Origin of the sequence: Streptomyces sp. C36 (genome assembly GCF_040932295.1) — a bacterium.
GTDB classification, from domain to species: Bacteria; Actinomycetota; Actinomycetes; order Streptomycetales; family Streptomycetaceae; genus Streptomyces; species Streptomyces triculaminicus.
Genome location: NZ_JBFQGI010000008.1, coordinates 158,844 through 176,902 on the forward strand (window position 1 = coordinate 158,844; position 18,059 = coordinate 176,902).

At 71.0% G+C, this 18,059-nt stretch carries 15 protein-coding genes; 3 read left to right on the forward strand and 12 right to left on the reverse strand.

All coding sequences use genetic code 11. From position 1 onward, the window contains the following. Positions 1–165: 165 nt before the first annotated feature. From AB4K12_RS24225 to rpsD, 7 genes are all read right to left on the reverse strand, one after another. Positions 166–1,008, reverse strand: coding sequence for a shikimate dehydrogenase (locus tag AB4K12_RS24225; protein WP_368436187.1), 843 nt, complete (start codon positions 1,006–1,008; stop codon positions 166–168). Next, entirely contained in the window at positions 1,005–2,915 is a 1,911-nt protein-coding gene (gene mltG / locus AB4K12_RS24230; protein ID WP_368436188.1) for an endolytic transglycosylase MltG, read from the reverse strand. Before mltG ends, AB4K12_RS24225 begins: the two co-directional genes overlap by 4 nt. A gap of 124 nt (positions 2,916–3,039) precedes the next feature. Next, on the reverse strand, positions 3,040–3,513 hold the full coding sequence (gene ruvX / locus AB4K12_RS24235) for a Holliday junction resolvase RuvX (protein WP_086566721.1): 474 nt from the start codon (positions 3,511–3,513) through the stop codon (positions 3,040–3,042). Further along, positions 3,510–6,179, reverse strand: a complete 2,670-nt coding sequence (gene alaS, locus AB4K12_RS24240) for an alanine--tRNA ligase (RefSeq protein WP_368436189.1) — start codon at positions 6,177–6,179, stop codon at positions 3,510–3,512. The genes ruvX and alaS overlap by 4 nt, the downstream gene beginning before the upstream one ends. After that, positions 6,179–6,508, reverse strand: a complete 330-nt coding sequence (locus tag AB4K12_RS24245) for a DUF6167 family protein (RefSeq protein ID WP_086566724.1) — start codon at positions 6,506–6,508, stop codon at positions 6,179–6,181. Before AB4K12_RS24245 ends, alaS begins: the two co-directional genes overlap by 1 nt. Positions 6,509–6,516: 8 nt before the next feature. Further along, positions 6,517–6,960 carry a DUF948 domain-containing protein gene (locus AB4K12_RS24250; RefSeq protein WP_086566726.1) on the reverse strand — a complete coding sequence of 148 codons (444 nt, stop codon included), beginning with the start codon at positions 6,958–6,960 and terminating at the stop codon, positions 6,517–6,519. A gap of 218 nt (positions 6,961–7,178) precedes the next feature. Then, positions 7,179–7,793: a 30S ribosomal protein S4 gene (gene rpsD, locus AB4K12_RS24255; protein ID WP_086566727.1), complete on the reverse strand. Its 615-nt coding sequence runs from the start codon at positions 7,791–7,793 to the stop codon at positions 7,179–7,181. 194 nt (positions 7,794–7,987) lie between these two features. Between rpsD and AB4K12_RS24260 the strand changes: the two genes are divergently transcribed. Continuing rightward, positions 7,988–8,698 carry a DUF2470 domain-containing protein gene (locus tag AB4K12_RS24260; RefSeq protein WP_368436190.1) on the forward strand — a complete coding sequence of 237 codons (711 nt, stop codon included), beginning with the start codon at positions 7,988–7,990 and terminating at the stop codon, positions 8,696–8,698. A gap of 8 nt (positions 8,699–8,706) precedes the next feature. Here AB4K12_RS24260 and AB4K12_RS24265 read toward each other — a convergent pair whose 3' ends face one another. The 4 genes from AB4K12_RS24265 to AB4K12_RS24280 all read right to left on the reverse strand — a co-directional run bounded on the left by AB4K12_RS24265 (position 8,707) and on the right by AB4K12_RS24280 (position 12,899). Beyond that, the gene (locus tag AB4K12_RS24265; protein WP_368436191.1) at positions 8,707–10,086 is read right to left on the reverse strand and encodes a replication-associated recombination protein A; all 1,380 of its coding nucleotides are present in this window, start codon (positions 10,084–10,086) and stop codon (positions 8,707–8,709) included. Positions 10,087–10,189: 103 nt separating this feature from the next. Continuing rightward, the gene (locus AB4K12_RS24270) at positions 10,190–10,849 is read right to left on the reverse strand and encodes a vitamin K epoxide reductase family protein (protein ID WP_368436192.1); all 660 of its coding nucleotides are present in this window, start codon (positions 10,847–10,849) and stop codon (positions 10,190–10,192) included. Positions 10,850–10,908: 59 nt separating this feature from the next. Further along, positions 10,909–12,177 carry a histidine--tRNA ligase gene (gene hisS, locus AB4K12_RS24275; RefSeq protein ID WP_368436193.1) on the reverse strand — a complete coding sequence of 423 codons (1,269 nt, stop codon included), beginning with the start codon at positions 12,175–12,177 and terminating at the stop codon, positions 10,909–10,911. 11 nt (positions 12,178–12,188) lie between these two features. Next, on the reverse strand, positions 12,189–12,899 hold the full coding sequence (locus AB4K12_RS24280) for an MBL fold metallo-hydrolase (RefSeq protein ID WP_368436194.1): 711 nt from the start codon (positions 12,897–12,899) through the stop codon (positions 12,189–12,191). A 198-nt stretch (positions 12,900–13,097) separates the two neighbouring features. Between AB4K12_RS24280 and AB4K12_RS24285 the strand changes: the two genes are divergently transcribed. Both AB4K12_RS24285 and AB4K12_RS24290 read left to right on the forward strand, forming a co-directional pair. Next, positions 13,098–13,913, forward strand: coding sequence for a peptidylprolyl isomerase (locus AB4K12_RS24285; protein WP_368436195.1), 816 nt, complete (start codon positions 13,098–13,100; stop codon positions 13,911–13,913). A gap of 222 nt (positions 13,914–14,135) precedes the next feature. Further along, complete coding sequence (locus tag AB4K12_RS24290) at positions 14,136–15,365, forward strand: DUF349 domain-containing protein (protein ID WP_368436196.1); 1,230 nt, start codon at positions 14,136–14,138, stop codon at positions 15,363–15,365. Between the two features lie 65 nt (positions 15,366–15,430). Here AB4K12_RS24290 and AB4K12_RS24295 read toward each other — a convergent pair whose 3' ends face one another. Next, positions 15,431–17,980 (reverse strand): bifunctional (p)ppGpp synthetase/guanosine-3',5'-bis(diphosphate) 3'-pyrophosphohydrolase, encoded by a 2,550-nt coding sequence (locus AB4K12_RS24295; protein WP_368436197.1) that lies wholly within the window; start codon positions 17,978–17,980, stop codon positions 15,431–15,433. Positions 17,981–18,059: the final 79 nt, after the last annotated feature.

Here is an 18,059-nt window from a genome sequence, read left to right on the forward strand (position 1 = left end):
ACGCATGAGGACAGCATGTGGGCGGCAGCGAAACCCGCTGCCGCCCTACCCCGCGAGCGCGGGGACCACCAAGCCGAGCTAGCCGGAATCCAGAACTACGGCGGGTCACCCCCGCAAGCGCGGGGAATTCGGCTTTCCCACCTCAACGAGGGCAGCGACTCCTAGTCACGCGCCGCGCGCCGCCAGGGCCGCCTCGCCCGCGGCCCGCATCGCGGCCAGCGGGCCGGGGGCGCGCCCGGTCATCTGCTCGACCTGGAGGACCGCCTGGTGGACCAGGAGGTCCAGGCCGCCCAGGACCGTGCCGCCGCGGGCCGCCCAGGCGGCGGCCAGGGGGGTCGGCCACGGGTCGTACAGCACGTCGAAGAGCGTGCCGGGGCGGTCCGGGACCGCGCCGGCGAGGGCGTCGGTGGCGCCGGCCGGGGTGGTGGCGACGACCAGGGGCGCGGTGAGCGCCTCGGCGGCCCGCGACCAGTCGGCGGTGCGCACGGACACGCCGAGCCGCTCACCCCACTGGCGCATTTCGGCGGCCCGCTCGGGGCTGCGCACATACGCGGTGACCTCGCCGGTGCAGATGCGGGCGAGGGCGGCCAGGGCGGAGGAGGCGGTGGCTCCGGCGCCGAGGACGGCGGCGGACTCCGTCTTCTCCACGCCGCGTTCGCGCAGCGCGGCCGCGATGCCGGGGATGTCGGTGTTGTCGCCGACGCGGCGGCCGTCCTCCGTCAGGACGACGGTGTTGACGGCCTCCACGGACCGCGCGGTGGCGCTGACCTCGTCCAGCAGCGGGATCACCGCGCGCTTGAGCGGCATGGTCAGGGAAAGCCCGGCCCAGGTGTCGTCGAGGCCGTCGAGGAAGGCCGGAAGGGCCGCCTCGCCGACCTCGTGACGGCCGTACGTCCACTCCGCCAGGCCCAGGTCCGCGTAGGCGGCCCGGTGCAGCACGGGCGAGAGGGAGTGGGCGATCGGCGAGCCGAGCACCGCGGCCCGGTGGCGCCGCTGCGGGTCGGTCATGACGTCTTCCGGCTCTTGTTGAACTCGTCCACGAGCTTCTGGTGCTCCTGGAGGTTCTTGGTGAACGTCGTCTTCTCGTTGATGGAGACGAAGTAGTACCAGTCACCCGGCTCGGGATCCATCGCGGCCCTGAGCGCCTCCGCGCCCGGGTTGCCGATGGGGCCGGGCGGCAGGCCCCTGATGAAGTACGTGTTGTACGGGTGGTCGTACTTCCGGAGCTCCTGGGGGTTGAGGTCGAGCTTGCTCTGGTTCTTGGCGTAGTTGGCCGTCGAGTCGAACTCGAGCTTGCCGTTCGTCTGGACGTTGGTCGGCTTGAGGCGGTTGTAGATGACCCGCGACATCTTGCGGAAGTCGTCGTGCGTCATGCCCTCGGCGTTGACCAGGCTCGCCACGGTGATCAGCTGGAGCGGGGACTTCAGGCCGAGCTCCTTGGCCTTGCCCTCCAGGTCCTGCTTGGCGTAGTTCTCCTTGGCCCGGGCGACCATCTGCCTGAGGACGTCCTCGGGCTTGGTTCCCTTGCCCGCGCTGTACTGCGAGGGGTAGAGGAACCCCTCCAGCGGGTCCCTGATCTTCGGGTCGGAGTTCGCCCAGTCGGGCAGCCCCAGGTTCTTCGCCTGGCTCGCGGCGACGCCCTTGGTGGTGCCGGAGGCGAGGCCCAGCTTCTTGTCGATGGCGGCGTAGACGTTGACGGCCCGGATGCCCTCGTGGAGGGTGAGGAAGTTGCCGGAGTCCGTCATCATTCCGACGGCCGCGGCACCGGACATCTCCTTGCGGAGGGTGTACGTGCCCGGCTGGATGGACTTCTTGGCGGCGGCCGAGGTGAACGCGCCGACGCTCTTGACCACGCCGGCCTTCTCCAGGATCTGGCCCATCTGGGTCAGGGAGGAGCCCTTGGGGATCTCGACCGTCACCTGGCCGGAGCCCTCGCCGTCGTAGTCGGGCGCGGAGCCGTAATGGGTCTGCCAGTAGTCGTAGGCGAGGTAACCGCCACCGCCCACGACGCCGACGAGCACCACGGCGACCAGCAGACAGGCGGTGCCGCTGCGGCGCTTGGGCGCCTTCTCCTTGCTTTTGCCCTTGCCGCGGCCGCCCCGGCCCCTGCGGGGCTCATCGCGCGGCTCGGGGTCGTCGTCCTCGTACTCGTCCTCGTCCCGGGCGGGGGCGGGGGCGGGCGGCAGCGGGTCGTCGAAGAGGGAGATCTTCTGCTCGACCACCTCCGCGGACGCCTCCGCCGGCACCTGGGCCTGCTGGATGGGGTGCTGCCCGGTCTGCTGCTGAACGGGGTGCTGGCCGGTGTGCTGCTGGATCGGGTGCTGCCCCGTGTGCTGCTGAATGGGGTGCTGCCCGGTCTGCTGCTGGATCGGGTGCTGCCCGGTCTGCTGCTGGATCGGGTGCTGCCCCGTGTGCTGCTGGATCGGGTGCTGCCCCGTGTGCTGCTGGATCGGGTGCTGCCCGGTCTGCTGCTGGATCGGGTGCTGCCCCGTGTGCTGCTGGATCGGGTGCTGCCCCGTGTGCTGCTGGATCGGGTGCTGCCCCGTGTGCTGCTGAATGGGGTGCTGCCCGGTCTGCTGCTGGACCGGGTGCTGCCCCGTGTGCTGGTCCCCGGCGTACGGGGCCTGGTGCTGGGGCGGGTAGGGGTTGGTGCCCGTGTCGTACTGGTAGTGGTCCGGCTGCCCGCCGCCCCCGTACGTCCCGCCGTGCCCGGCGTACGGGTCGCCGGGACCCCCCGCGTTCTGCGAGGGGTCCCAGCCGTACTGCTGCTGCTGATCGGGATAGGGCTGCTCGTAGGTGGGCTGAGACTGCGGCTGGTGCTGCGCGTACTGCTGCCCGCCGTATCCCTGGTCCCCGTACAGAGGGTCCTCGGGATGCCACGGTTGGGAGCCGGAACCCCGGCCGTACTCAGTCATCTATCCCCTAGAGCCGCACAGCGGCAGCCAGTGCGCCAGGTGAAGCGCGAAAGTCCGACGTCTGGTCCTGCCCGGCAGACATTCGAACAGCTGCCATGTCGCGCGGAACGTTACCGTATTGCGATCAGATGACCACTTCGACGGCCTCGCCCGGGGGGCGCCCGGAGATCTTCTCGATCTCCAGGGCGTTCTGCAGGATGACCACGGCGGCCGCCTGGTCGACCACGGAGCGCCCCTTCTTGGAGCTGACGCCGGAGGCGCGCAGGCCCTGCGCGGCCGTGACGGTCGTCATGCGCTCGTCGACGAGCCGCACCGGCACCGGGGCGATCCGCCGGGCCATCTCCCGGGCGAACGTCCGCACCTTGGCCGCGGCCGGCCCCTCTCCCCCCTTGAGGGAGCGGGGCAGACCCACGACGACCTCGACCGGCTCGTACTCCGCGACGATCGCCGCGAGCCGCTTGTGGGCCTGCGGGATGTCACGTCCGGGGACGGTCTCCACCGGGGTCGCGAGGATCCCGTCGGGGTCGCACGACGCGACCCCGATACGGGCGTCCCCCACGTCCACGGCGATACGCCTGCCTCGTCGCACGATGCTCAGGCCGCCTCGGCCACGAGGCGCTCGACGGCGGCCATGGCCTCGTCGAGGGCGTCGGCGTTCTGGCCACCGCCCTGGGCGACGTCCGGCTTGCCGCCGCCACCGCCGCCGAGGGTCTTGGCGGCCGTACGGACCAGCTCGCCGGCCTTGAGACCGCGCTCACGGGCGGCCTCGTTGGTGGCGATGACGGTCAGCGGGCGGCCGTTGGCCACGGTGAACAGCGCGACCACGGCGGCCCGGCCGCCCTGGATGCGCCCGCGGACGTCCAGGACGAGCTTGCGCAGGTCGTCGGCGCCGGTGCCGTCCGGCACCCGGCCGATGGCCAGGGCGACGCCGTGCACGTCCTTGGCACCCTCGGCGAGACCGGCGGCGGCCTGCAGCACCTTCTCGGCGCGGAAGCGCTCGATCTCCTTCTCGGCGTCCTTGAGCTTGGCGAGCATGCCGGAGATCTTCTCCGGGAGCTCCTCCGGACGGCCCTTGACCAGCTCGGTGAGCTGGGCGACGACCGTGTGCTCCTTGGCCAGGAAGTTGTAGGCGTCGGCGCCGACGAGGGCCTCGACGCGGCGCACGCCGGAGCCGATCGAGGACTCGCCGAGCAGCTTCACCAGACCCAGCTGGGCGGTGTTGGCGACGTGCGTACCGCCGCACAGCTCCTTGGAGAAGTCGCCGATGGTCACCACGCGCACGCGCTCGCCGTACTTCTCGCCGAACTCGGCGATGGCACCGGCCTTCTTGGCCTCGTCCAGGCTCATGACCTCCGCGTGGACGTCGAGCTCGTGGGAGAGGACCTCGTTGATGCGCTGCTCGACGTCGGTGAGGACCGAGCCGGGCACGGCGGCCGGCGAGCCGAAGTCGAAGCGGAAGCGGCCCGGGGAGTTCTCCGAACCGGCCTGGGCGGCCGTCGGACCCAGGGCGTCGCGCAGCGCCTGGTGGGTGAGGTGGGTGGCGCTGTGGGCGCGGGCGATGGCCCGGCGGCGCCGGACGTCGATCACGGCGTAGGCGGAGGCGCCCACGGTGACCTCGCCGACCTGGACGACGCCCTTGTGGACGTTGACGCCCGGGACGGGCTTCTGCACGTCGCGGATCTCGATCACGGCGCCGTTGTCGAGCTTGATGCGGCCCTGGTCGGCGAGCTGGCCGCCGCCCTCGGCGTAGAACGGGGTGCGGTCCAGGACGACCTCGACCTCGTCGCCCTCGGTGGCGGCGGGCGAGGGCACGCCGTCGACGAGCAGGCCGACGACGGTGGACTCGTTCTCGGTGAGGGAGTAGCCGGTGAACTCGGTCTCGCCGACGGAGTCGGCGACCTCGCGGTAGGCGGACAGGTCGGCGTGGCCGGTCTTCTTGGCCTTCGCGTCGGCCTTGGCGCGCTCGCGCTGCTCCTTCATCAGACGGCGGAAGCCGTCCTCGTCCACGGACAGCCCCTGCTCGGCGGCCATCTCGAGGGTGAGGTCGATGGGGAAGCCCCAGGTGTCGTGGAGCAGGAACGCCTTGTCGCCGGAGAGGACCGTGCCGCCGGCGGACTTGGTCTCGGTGACGGCGGTGTCGAGGATGTTGGTGCCGCCCTTGAGGGCCTTGAGGAAGGCGGCCTCCTCGGCGAGCGCCACGGTCTCGATGCGCTGACGGTCCGTGAGCAGCTCGGGGTACTGCTGGCCCATCGTGCGGATGACGACGTTCAGCAGCTCGGCCACGACGGGGCCGGTGGCGCCGAGCAGGCGCATGTTGCGGATGGCACGGCGCATGATGCGGCGCAGGACGTAGCCGCGGCCCTCGTTGCCGGGGGTGACGCCGTCGCCGATGAGCATGGTGGACGTGCGCATGTGGTCGGCGACCACGCGCAGCGCGACGTCGGTGTTCTGGGAGGCGCCGTAGCGGACGCCGGTGAGCTCGGTGGCCTTGTCGATCACGACGCGCAGGGTGTCGGTCTCGTACATGTTCTGCACGCCCTGCAGGATCATCGCCAGGCGCTCGAGGCCGAGACCGGTGTCGATGTTCTGGCTGGGCAGGTCGCCGAGGATCGGGAAGTCCTCCTTGCCCTCGCCCGCGCCGCGCTCGTACTGCATGAAGACCAGGTTCCAGATCTCCACGTAGCGCTCGTCGTTGACGGCCGGGCCGCCCTCGACGCCGAACTCGGGGCCGCGGTCGTAGTTGATCTCGGAGCACGGTCCGCACGGGCCGGGGACGCCCATGGACCAGTAGTTCTCCTTCTTGCCCAGGCGCTGGATGCGCTGGGCGGGCACGCCGATCACGTCGCGCCAGATGCGCTCGGCCTCGTCGTCGTCGAGGTAGACGGTGATCCAGAGCTTCTCCGGCTCCAGGCCGTAGCCGCCGTCCGCCACGGGAGTCGTCAGCAACTCCCAGGCGTACTTGATGGCGCCTTCCTTGAAGTAGTCGCCGAAGGAGAAGTTGCCGCACATCTGGAAGAACGTGCCGTGGCGGGTGGTCTTGCCGACCTCTTCGATGTCCGGGGTGCGGACGCACTTCTGCACGCTGGTGGCGCGCGGGAAGGGCGGCTTGACCTCGCCGAGGAAGTAGGGCTTGAAGGGCACCATGCCCGCGGGGACCAGCAGCAGCGTCGGGTCGTCCGCGATGAGCGACGCCGACGGCACGACGGTGTGCCCACGCTCCTCGAAGAAGCGCAGCCAGCGCCTGCGGATTTCAGCCGACTCCATCAGTGGTCCTCTTTCCGGGGGAACGGGTGGTGGGTGTGGTGCTGTTCGAGAGCGACCAGGCGGCGCTGCTCGGGCAGGGCGCGGTGCTCGGGTGCGGGCGGCGCGGCGGTGAGGCCGAGCGCGTCCTTGAGCGCCGCTTCCCGGTGCGCCATGCCGTCGCGGACGTCGAGCGCGAAGAGCTTGACCTTGCGGCCGGCGATGACCGCGCGGTCGGCCGCCTGCAGGGCCAGGCTCTCCGGGGTGAGCTTGGCGAGCTTCCGGTTGACCTTGGTGGTGGCCCAGACACCGGCTGCTACACCGGTGGTGAACCAGAACGTGCGGCGGAACATTTCTGGGGTCAGCCCTTCCCACGGATGCGGCGGCCGCCGAGCCGGGCGGACGGCAGGTCGTTGCCGACGGTCCGGCCCGCGAAGACGGTGCCCTCCCGGGCCGGCTCCGGCTTGCGGCCCAGCGCGCGTCGCACGCCGTAGCCGAACGCGGCGACCTTGACGAGGGGGCCGCCGAAGGCGGAGGAGACGGTCGAGGAGAGCGCGGAGGCGTTCGCCGTGACTTCCTGGACGTCGGCGGTGATCGAGTCGACGCGGGCGAGCTGGGTGTTCGCGGAGCGGACGGTCGCGGAGGCGTCGGCCAGCAGCGGCACGGCCTGCTCGGAGACCTCGGCGACCAGCTTGGTGGCCGCCTTCAGGGTCTGCGCGAGCCGTACCAGGACCAGGGCGATGAAGGACACCAGGATCGCCCAGAAGACGGCCACGAGGATCCCGGCCACCTCTCCACCGGACACGCTGCACCGCTCCCTAGCTGTAGTTTCGCTTGAACGTCGGGTATCGACCTTATCGCGCCGGGCCTCTTCGCCCGTACCGCATTACCGGTCCGTACGAGCACGGATGCACGGGCGCGGTGCACGGACGGGCGGGCCCGGAAACGCGTGAGCCCGCCGGCTCGCCGGCCACGGGGGCAGGCGAGACGACGGGCTGTACGCAGGAGAGCGTTACGTCCGAATTAGCGGGCGTAGTACTCGACGACGAGCTGCTCGTCGCAGATGACCGGGATCTCCTTGCGGTTCGGCTCGCGGTCCAGGCGGAAGGCCAGCGCACCCAGGTTGACCTGGAGGTAGCGCGGGGTCTCGCCCTCGGCGGCGAAGCCACCGGCGCGGGCCGTCTCGAAGAGGGCCTTGGCGCGGCTGCGCTCGCGGACCATCACGACGTCGTTCGGGCGAACGCGGAAGGACGGCTTGTCGACCTTGCCACCGTTGACCTCGATGTGGCCGTGGACGACCATCTGGCGGGCCTGGTAGATGGTGCGGGCGATGCCCGAACGCAGGACCAGGGCGTCGAGGCGACGCTCGAGCTCGACGACCAGCGCCTCGCCCGTCTTGCCCTCGGCCTTCTTGGCGCGGTCGTAGGCACGCGCCATCTGGCGCTCGCTGATGTCGTACTGGGCGCGCAGACGCTGCTTCTCGAGCAGACGGACCTTGTAGTCCGAGTTCTGCTTGCGGCCACGGCCGTGCTCGCCCGGCGGGTAGGGGCGGGCCTCGAAGTACTTGACGGCCTTCGGCGTCAGCGCAATGCCGAGCGCGCGAGACTTCTTGACCTTGGGACGCGACTGGTTAGGCACGTTCTCCAGACCTCCGTTGTAAGTTAGGTTAGGCTTACCTTACTCAAGGAGATCGCATGTCTCGCCCGGGGAACACCAGTCACATCACGGACAGCACGAAAGAGGCCGAAGCGCCCGATGGCGATGGCGTCGATGTGACGGAGGTCCGATCAGATCGTGGTCAGCCGCGTCCCAGCGGACTTGAAATCGCACGGATGCCGTCAGCAGCCGAGCGCACACGAACTCTCGTACAGAGTACATGCTCCGCCGTGCTGCTGATTCCGGGGGCTCCCACCGCCTTCCCCGACCATCTGATCCCCGAGGTGCGCACCATCGGCCCGGACGGTGAGGTCTTCCTCGTCATGCCCGCCGATTCCCCGGCCGTACGGGCCGCCACCCACGCCCAGGACGACGAACTGGCGGCGGTGCTCGAGCTCACCGACGTGGCGCCCGTCTCCGTTCCCCACCGCATCCGGGGCCGCGCCCGGCTGTCGGGCTGGCTCACCTGCGTCCCCGGGATCGCCGAACCGGGACGGATGCTGCTGCGCCTGGAGCTGGGCGAGGTGAGCGTCGACGACCTGTGGGGCGCGGAGGACGTGGAACCGGAGGAGTTCGCCGGGGCCGCCCCCGATCCCCTCGTCGCCCATGAGGCGGAGCTGCTGCAGCACCTGCATTCCGGCCACGGCGAGCAGGTGCGCGGTCTCGCCGCGCTGCTGGGCGGGCGCGAGGAGGGCCCGGACGCCTTCGAGCGGGCGGTGCCGCTGGCACTGGACCGCTTCGGCCTGCGCGTGCGCTTCACACGGCGCCTGGGCGGCGGCACGGCCGCGGACCGCTCCTTCGACGCCCGGTTCGAGTTCCCCCGCCCGGTGCGGGACATCGTGGGCCTGCGCGCGGAGATGCACCGGCTCTTCGAGGCGGCGGAGTAGGGCACGCCCTAGGGGGTGTCCTTGCCCGGCGGCCGCTCGCCGCGCAGCCTCTCCCGCACCCGCTCCACGACGTCCGCGTAGCGCGCCTCGGCGCCGTAGCGGGTCGGTTCGTAGTACCGCTTGCCGTGGACGGAGTCCGGGGCGTACTGCTGCGCGGCGATGCCGCCGGGGACGTCGTGGGGGTAGGCGTAGCCCTGCCCGTGGCCCAGCTTCTGGGCGCCCTTGTAGTGGCTGTCGCGCAGGTGGGCGGGGACGGGGCCGGCCAGGCCCGCGCGTACGTCCGCCAGCGCCGCGTCGATGGCCAGGTAGGCGGCGTTCGACTTCGGCGCCAGGGCCAGCGCCACGGCCACCTGGCTCAGCGTGATCCGGGCCTCCGGGAAGCCGATCAGCGCCACCGCCTGCGCCCCGGCCACCGCCGTCTGCAGGGCCGTGGGGTCGGCCAGCCCGACGTCCTCGCTCGCGGAGATCATCAGCCGGCGGGCGATGAAGCGCGGGTCCTCCCCCGCCTCGATCATCCGGGCCAGGTAGTGCAGCGTCGCGTCCACGTCCGAGCCGCGGATGGACTTGATCAGGGCGCTGGCGACGTCGTAGTGCTGGTCGCCGTCGCGGTCGTACTTCACCGCCGCCCGGTCGACCGCGCCCTCCAGCGTCTCCAGGCTGATCTCGGCCTCGCCCTTGGCGATGGCGGAGCCCGCCCCCGCCTCCAGCGCCGTCAGCGCGCGCCGGGCGTCGCCTCCCGCGATGCGCAGCAGGTGCGCCTCGGCGTCCTCGTGGAGGGTCACCGCGCCGTCGAGGCCGCGCTCGTCGGTGAGGGCGCGCTGGATCAGGCCGCGCAGGTCGTCGTCGGTCAGGGCCTGCAGGGTCAGCAGCAGGGACCGCGAGAGCAGCGGCGAGATGATCGAGAAGTAGGGGTTCTCGGTGGTGGCCGCGACGAGGGTGACCCAGCGGTTCTCCACGGCGGGCAGCAGGGAGTCCTGCTGGGCCTTGCTGAAGCGGTGGATCTCGTCGAGGAAGAGGACGGTCTCCTTGCCGTAGCCGCCGGAGGCGCGGCGGGCGCCGTCGATGACGGCCCGCACCTCCTTGACCCCGGCGGTGATGGCGGACAGCTCCACGAAGCGCTTGTTGGTGGCCTGGCTGACCACATGGGCCAGCGTGGTCTTGCCGATGCCGGGCGGGCCCCACAGGATCACCGAGGAGGGGCCGGCGGGGCCGCCGCCCTCCGCACCCTTTTCGACAAGTCGCCGCATCGGGCTGCCGGGCTTGAGCAGATGCGCCTGCCCCACCACCTCGTCGAGGGTGCGGGGGCGCATCCGGACGGCCAGCGGACTGGCCGCCGGGTCCTTCTCCTGGCGGTCCTCTGCGGCCGCGGTGAACAGGTCGGGCTCCACGCTCGAAACCCTATGCCACCCCACTGACAACGCCGCCGGACCCGGAGGTCCGGCGGCGTCGATCAAGCCGGGTGCGAGGGCGGGACACGCCCTGGGAGGACGGTCAGGCCGTGCCGCCCGTCCAGAACCACCACCACTTGGTGAGGATCAGCATGCCGATGACGCCGATCCACAGCACCGGCACCACCCAGTGGAACTCCAGCAGGCCCCGCTTGAGGCCCTCCGGCACCGGGATGAAGCCGTGGCGGAGGTTCTGCACGGTCACGTACCAGAACATGACGATCGTGGCGACCCAGGCCAGGCAGCACCACAGGCACAGCGAGCCGATCACGTACAGCGACTCGTACTGCAGCCACGTCACGAAGCCGACGCCGAAGAGGCAGCCGGCCTCCATGCCGAGCCAGTACCAGCGGCGGAAGCGCGCACCGGCGAGCAGGCCCAGGCCGATCGCGATGATCACGCCGTAGGCGACCAGGCCGATCATGGGGTTGGGGAACCCGAAGGCCTTGGCCTGGGCGCTCTCCATGATGTTGCCGCAGGAGACGATGGGGTTGAGGCTGCACCCGGGGGTGAACGTCTTCCCCTCGACCTTGGCCTCGAGGATCTTCAGCTTGTCGATCGTGATGACCCAGGAGGCCAGCAGTCCCGCCGCGCCGGTGATCACCAGCAGCCACGCGAACGCACGGCTGCCGCCCACCGCACCCGTGGCGGGTCCGTCCCGCTCCGCGCCATCCGTGTCGCGGTCGAGTGCCGAAGTCGTCATAGCGCTGTCGATCCCATCAGTAGGCCGTAGTCGCCCATTCTGCACCAGTAGGCTGTGAATCAGCCTTGGGCCGAACGGACTTCACTCACCACGGTGTCGAACGGGATGGCCTTCTGCTCGCCGCTCTCCAGGTCCTTCAGCTGCACCACGCCCTCGGCCAGGTCCCGCTCGCCCGCCACGAGGGCGAAACGCGCGCCGGAACGGTTGGCCGACTTCATGGCGTTCTTCAGGCCCTTTCCGCCGAAGGCGAAGTCCGTGGCCACGCCCGCCCGGCGCAGCTCGGTCACCAGGCCGAACAGCACGCGCCGGGCCTCGTCGCCCAGCGGCACGGCGAAGACCTCGGTGGTGGCGGGCAGTTCGAGCTCGACGCCCTCCGCCTCCAGCGCCAGCACCGTGCGGTCCACGCCCAGCGCCCAGCCGACGGACGGCAGCGCGGGGCCGCCGATCATCTCGGACAGGCCGTCGTAGCGGCCGCCGCCGCCGACCGCGGACTGCGAGCCGAGGCCGCCGTGGACGAACTCGAAGGTGGTGCGGGTGTAGTAGTCCAGGCCGCGCACCAGCTTCTCGTCGTCCTCGAAGGCGACGCCGGCGGCGGTCAGCAGCTCGCGGACCTGCTCGTGGTACTCCTTGCACGCCTCGCACAGGTGGTCGCGCAGCATGGGGGCGCCGGTGAGCTGCTTCTGCACGGCCTCGCGCTTGTCGTCCAGGACGCGCAGCGGGTTGATCTCGACGCGGCGGCGGGTGTCCTCGTCCAGGTCGAGGTCGCGCAGGAAGTCCTGCAGGGCCGCCCGGTAGGCGGGGCGGCACTCCTTGTCGCCGAGCGAGTTCAGCAGCAGCCGGAAGTTCTTCAGGCCCAGCGACTTGTAGGCGTCGACGGCCAGGATGATCAGCTCGGCGTCCAGCGCCGGGTCCTCGGCGCCGATGGCCTCGGCACCCACCTGCGAGAAGTGGCGGTAGCGGCCCTTCTGCGGGCGCTCGTAGCGGTAGTACGAGCCGGAGTACCAGAGCTTGACGGGGAGGTTGCCGGCCTTGTGGAGGTTGGCCTCCAGGGCGGCGCGCAGCACGGAGGCGGTGCCCTCGGGGCGCAGGGCGAGGCGCTCGCTGCCCTCGCTGCGCTGGGTGAGGGTGTACATCTCCTTGGTCACGATGTCGGTCGACTCGCCGACGCCGCGGGAGAACAGGTCCACCTGCTCGAAGCCGGGGGTCTCGACGTAGCCGTAGCCGGCGCGCTTGAGCGGCGCGGAGATGGCCTCGCGAACGGCCAGGTAGACCGCCGAGACCGGCGGGATCAGGTCGTACGTGCCCCGGGGGGCCTTGAAGGTGCTCACGGAAGCTTTCGTCACATTCCTCGTCGCGGAGCCGGGGATCCGGCTCCGAGGCCGGCGGCCACCTCCCGCAGATACGGGTTGGTGGCGCGCTCCTGGCCGATGGTCGTCTGGGGGCCGTGGCCGGACAGCACCACGGTCGAGTCGTCCAGCGGCAGGGCCACTCGGGCCAGCGACTGGAGCATCTCGGCATGGTCACCGCCGGGCAGGTCGGTGCGTCCGATGGAGCCGGCGAACAACAGGTCGCCCGAGAAGAACACCGAGGGGATCTCGGTCGTCTGGGGCATCCGGAAGGTCACCGACCCCTTGGTATGGCCGGGCGCGTGCGCGACGGTGAACTCGAGCCCCGCGAGCTCGAGCCTGCTGCCGTCGGTCAGTTCCTTGACGTCGTCCGGCTCCCCCACGGTCAGCTCGCCCATGAGCTGCTGCCCGATGGAGCGGCCGAGGGCCTTCTCCGGGTCGCTCATCATGTAGCGGTCGGCGGGGTGGATCCAGGCCGGGACGTCATGGGCGCCGCACACCGGGACGACCGAGGCGACATGGTCGATGTGGCCGTGGGTGAGGACGACGGCGACGGGCTTGAGCCGATGCTTCTTCAGCGCTTCCTCGACGCCCTGGGCCGCCTGGTGGCCCGGGTCGATGATCACGCACTCCTCGCCTGCGGCAGGGGCGACCAGGTAGCAGTTGGTCCCCCAGGCCCCGGCGGGGAACCCGGCAATGAGCACGTTCGTCCTTAATGTCGGTCGGTCTTCGGTCGGTCGACGGCCGGAGCGGTGGGCCCCTGCCGGAGCCCCTGGTGGGGACACCCGACCGATCAGAGCCTACCGGCGGCACTCCCGCCGCCGCGAACCCGTATACGGTACGGGCACACTCGCGATTCGCGGCTCAGGACATGCACGAAACGGCACGAGGAGAGAACCCCGGTGGTCAGTAACGAGCAGCGGCGGCGACAGCTGGCCCGTGAGAAGTTCGAACGGCAGCAGCAGCGTCGCGAGGCGACACGCCGCAAGGCCCGCCGCCGCAACGCGGTGATCGCCACCGTCCTCGCCATGGTGGTGGTCGGCGGCGCGACCGCGTACGCCACCGGCGCGCTGTCGGGCGGCGACAAGAAGGACAAGGCCGACGCCGCGGACGCCCTGCCGACCCCGAAGAAGGGTCCGGACCCCTGCGCCAAGCCGGCCCCCGGCTCCCCGGCCGCCAAGACGTGGAAGTCGGAGCCGGAGATGGGCGTCGACAAGTCGGCGTCGTACGCGATGAACCTGACGACCACCTGCGGCGCGATCGACGTCAAGCTCGACGCCGCGAACGCCCCGCACACGGTCAACTCCTTCGAGTTCCTCGCGAAGGAAGGGTTCTTCGACCACACCAAGTGCCACCGGCTCACCACCGGCGGGATCTACGTCCTGCAGTGCGGCGACCCCAAGGGCACCGGTCAGGGCGGCCCCGGCTACACGCTGCCGGACGAGAACCTCAAGGACGAGAAGCTCAAGGGGAACGTCTACCCCGCGGGCACCATCGCGATGGCCAACACCGGCCAGCCGCACACCGGCGGCAGCCAGTTCTTCCTCGTCTACCAGGACAGCCAGCTGCCCCCGCAGTACACCCCGTTCGGCACCATCGGCGCCGACGGCATGAAGACCCTGAAGAAGATCGCCGACGCGGGAGAGCAGACCGGAGCCGGCGACGGCGCTCCGAACGCCACCGTGGTGATCGACAAGGCGACCGTGGCGAAGTCCTGACGCGATCCTGACGCCCTCGCGGCGAAATTTCGGTCGCGCGGGATACGGACAGCCGGGGCGCCGTTCGCCTATGTTGGCGTTGTGTAGGGTGCCTGATCCGGCGGCTGTACGCACCCGGATGATCAAGCTGTCGGACCGGTCGGGGCGCGGCCCCGGCCGGATCAACTGTGGACGATGCACGCGGGCCGCACACCGGCCCCGGCATCATGTGGAGGAGGCGCTGTGAGCAGCGACCCGTGGGGCCGCGTCGATGAGACGGGGACCGTGTACGTGCGTACCGCCGACGGCGAGCAGGTCGTCGGATCGTGGCAAGCGGGGTCTCCCGAAGAGGCCCTGGCTTACTTCGAGCGCAAGTACGAGGGCTTGGTCGTGGAGATCGGCCTCCTCGAGCGCCGGGTGAGGACCACCGACCTGTCGGCCAAGGACGCGTCGGTGGCGATCGACCACCTGCGCACCCAGGTCGACGAGCATCACGTGGTGGGTGACCTCGACGCGCTGCGGACCCGGCTCGACAAGCTGGTGTCCGACGTCGAGTCGCGCCGCGAGGAGCGCAAGGCGGCCAAGGCCAAGCAGTCCGAGGAGGCTCGTACGGCCAAGGAGTCGCTGGTCGCCGAGGCCGAGGAGCTGGCGGCCAGCGAGCAGTGGCGCTCGGCCGGCGAGCGGCTGCGCGCCCTGGTGGACACCTGGAAGGGCCTGCCCCGCCTGGACCGCAAGACCGACGACGAGCTGTGGCACCGCTTCTCGCACGCCCGCTCGGCGTTCTCCAAGCGACGCAAGGCGCACTTCGCCTCGCTGGACGCGCAGCGCGAGGATGCCCGCAAGGTCAAGGAGAAGCTGGTCGCCGAGGCCGAGGCGCTCTCCGGTTCGACGGACTGGGGCCCGACGGCCGCGCGCTACCGCGATCTGATGTCGGAGTGGAAGGCCGCCGGGCGCGCGCAGCGCGAGGCGGAGGACGAGCTGTGGGCCCGCTTCCGCGGCGCGCAGGACGTCTTCTTCCAGGCGCGCAGCGGGGTGTTCGCCGAGCGCGACGCCGAGCAGCAGGGCAACCTCACGCTCAAGGAGGAGCTGGTCGTCGAGGCCGAGAAGCTGCTCCCGGTGACGGACCTGAAGTCGGCGCGGGCGGCGTTCCGTTCGATCAACGAGCGCTGGGAGGCCATCGGTCACGTACCGCGCGACGCCCGCCCGAAGATCGAGGGCCGGATGCACGCGGTCGAGCGCGCCATCCAGGAGACCGAAGAGGCCGAGTGGCGGCGTACGAACCCGGAGGCTCGGGCGCGTGCGGCCGGTCTGACCGGGCAGCTGCAGTCGGCGGTCGACAAGCTCCAGGAGCAGGTCGACAAGGCGCGTGCCGCCGGCAACGACGCCAAGGCCGACAAGCTCGCCAGGGAGCTCGAGGGCCGCAAGGCGCTGCTGGACCAGGCCCTGAAGGGCCTGGAGGAGTTCGGCGGCTGAACGCCGGCATAAGGGCATGACGTAAGGGGCTCCGGCCATGGCCGGAGCCCCTTACGCATGTCCGCTTACGGCCTGCGGGCCGACGTCACGCGGTAGACGTCGTAGACGCCCTCCACACCGCGCACCGCCTTGAGCACGTGCCCCAGGTGCTTGGGGTCGCCCATCTCGAAGGTGAACCGCGAGGTGGCCACCCGGTCGCGGGAGGTCTGCACGGCGGCCGAGAGGATGTTGACGTGCTGGTCGGACAGCACCCGGGTGACGTCCGACAGCAGCCGCGAGCGGTCCAGCGCCTCCACCTGGATGGCGACGAGGAAGACCGAGGACTGGGTGGGCGCCCACTCGACGTCGAGGATCCGCTCGGGCTGCTGCGAGAGCGAGTCGACGTTCACGCAGTCGGCGCGGTGCACCGAGATGCCGTTGCCCCGGGTGACGAAGCCGATGATCGGGTCGCCGGGGACGGGCGTGCAGCAGCGGGCCAGCTTGACCCAGACGTCGTCGACGCCCTTGACGACCACGCCCGGGTCGGCGCTGGAGCGCCGCTTGGAGCGGCCCCGGATCGGCGCCGCCTCCTCCTCGATGTCCTCGGTGGCCGCGTCCTCGCCGCCCAGCGCCTGGACGAGCTTCTGCACCACGCCCTGGGCCGCGATGTGGCCCTCGCCGATGGCGGCGTAGAGGGAGGAGATGTCGGGGTAGCGCATCTCGTGGGCGAGGGTGACCAGCGAGTCGCCGGTGAGGATGCGCTGGATCGGCAGGTTCTGCTTGCGCATGGCCCGCGCGATGGCGTCCTTGCCCTGCTCGATGGCCTCGTCGCGGCGCTCCTTGGAGAACCAGGCGCGGATCTTGTTGCGGGCGCGCGGGGACTTCACGAAGCCCAGCCAGTCCCGGGAGGGTGCGGCACCGGGCGCCTTGGAGGTGAAGACCTCGACCAGGTCGCCGTTGTCGAGGGTCGACTCCAGCGGCACCAGCCGCCCGTTGACCCTCGCTCCTATGGTGCGGTGGCCGACCTCGGTGTGGACGGCGTAGGCGAAGTCGACGGGGGTGGCGCCGGCGGGCAGTGCTATGACGTCGCCCTTGGGCGTGAAGACGAAGACCTCGTTGCGGGAGAGGTCGAAGCGCAGGGACTCCAGGAACTCGCCCGGGTCCTCGGTCTCCTTCTGCCAGTCCAGCAGCTGCCGCAGCCAGGCCATGTCATTGACGGTGTCCTGGTTCTTGCCGGCGTTCTTGGGCACGTCGGTACGGATCTTGGAGGCGCCGGCGACGGCCTCCTGCTTGTACTTCCAGTGCGCGGCGATGCCGTACTCGGCGCGGCGGTGCATGTCGAAGGTGCGGATCTGCAGCTCGACCGGCTTGCCGCTGGGCCCTATGACCGTCGTGTGCAGCGACTGGTACATGTTGAACTTGGGCATCGCGATGTAGTCCTTGAACCGCCCCGGGACCGGGTTCCACCGGGCGTGGACGGTGCCGAGCGCCGCGTAGCAGTCGCGGACGGTGTCGACGAGGACGCGGATGCCCACCAGGTCGTAGATCTCGGCGAAGTCGCGGCCCCGCACGATCATCTTCTGGTAGACGCTGTAGTAGTGCTTCGGGCGGCCGGTGACGGTCGCCTTGATGCGGGCGGCGCGCAGGTCGGCCTGCACCTCGTCGGTGACGACGGCCAGATACTCGTCGCGCTTGGGGGCGCGCTCGGCGACGAGGCGGACGATCTCGTCGTACATCTTGGGGTAGAGGATCGCGAAGGCGAGGTCCTCGAGCTCCCACTTGATGGTGTTCATGCCCAGCCGGTGCGCCAGCGGGGCGTAGATCTCGAGGGTCTCGCGGGCCTTCTTCTCCTGCTTCTCCCGCTTGAGGTAGCGCATGGTGCGCATGTTGTGCAGGCGGTCGGCGAGCTTGATGACCAGGACGCGCGGGTCCTTGGCCATGGCGACGACCATCTTGCGGACGGTCTCGGCCTGCGCGGCCTCGCCGAACTGCACGCGGTCGAGCTTGGTGACGCCGTCCACGAGGAGGGCGACCTGGTCGCCGAAGTCCCGGCGCAGGTCCTCCAGGCCGTACTCGGTGTCCTCGACGGTGTCGTGCAGCAGGCCGGCCATCAGGGTGGCCGGATCCATGCCCAGCTCGGCGAGGATCGTGGTGACGGCGAGGGGGTGGGTGATGTACGGGTCGCCGCTCTTGCGCTTCTGGCCGCGGTGCCAGCGCTCGGCGACCTGGTAGGCGCGCTCGATCTGGCGGAGCGTGGTGGTGTCGGCCTTGGGGTCGTTGCCGCGCACGATGCGCAGCAGCGGCTCGAGCACCGGGTTGTACGGGCTGGAGCGCTGTACGCCCAGACGGGCGAGGCGGGCGCGGACCCGGCTGGAGGAGCCGGTGCGGGAGACCGCGCCCTGGCCGGCGGCCGCGCGGGCCGGTGCGGCCGGGGCGGGGGCCTGAGGGGCGGCCTTGCGGGGCGGTTCGGCCGCCTTGCTCCCGTCGGTCGCGGGCGCGGGACCGCTCGTGCTCCGGGCGGGGCCGGCGGGCGTGCCCTTGCCCGCCGCGGCCTCGGGAGACGTCGTGTCTTCTTGGGCGGCTGGGGGTCCCCCCGGACGGAGTCTGGGGGAGAGCGGCTGGACCTCGTCTGGCAAGAGCACTCCTCATGCGTTCCGGCCCCCCGATCAGGTCCGGACTGCCATGGTATCGATCCCGGCCGCCGGACCGCCGTGC

Excerpts from the sequence above, each read along its gene's own strand:
- AB4K12_RS24225 (WP_368436187.1), bottom strand. The coding sequence starts at position 1,008 with ATGACCGACCCGCAGCGGCGCCACCGGGCCGCGGTGCTCGGCTCGCCG.
- mltG (WP_368436188.1), bottom strand. The coding sequence starts at position 2,915 with ATGACTGAGTACGGCCGGGGTTCCGGCTCCCAACCGTGGCATCCCGAG.
- alaS (WP_368436189.1), bottom strand. The coding sequence starts at position 6,179 with ATGGAGTCGGCTGAAATCCGCAGGCGCTGGCTGCGCTTCTTCGAGGAG.
- AB4K12_RS24245 (WP_086566724.1), bottom strand. The coding sequence starts at position 6,508 with ATGTTCCGCCGCACGTTCTGGTTCACCACCGGTGTAGCAGCCGGTGTC.
- AB4K12_RS24260 (WP_368436190.1), top strand. The coding sequence starts at position 7,988 with ATGCCGTCAGCAGCCGAGCGCACACGAACTCTCGTACAGAGTACATGC.
- AB4K12_RS24270 (WP_368436192.1), bottom strand. The coding sequence starts at position 10,849 with ATGACGACTTCGGCACTCGACCGCGACACGGATGGCGCGGAGCGGGAC.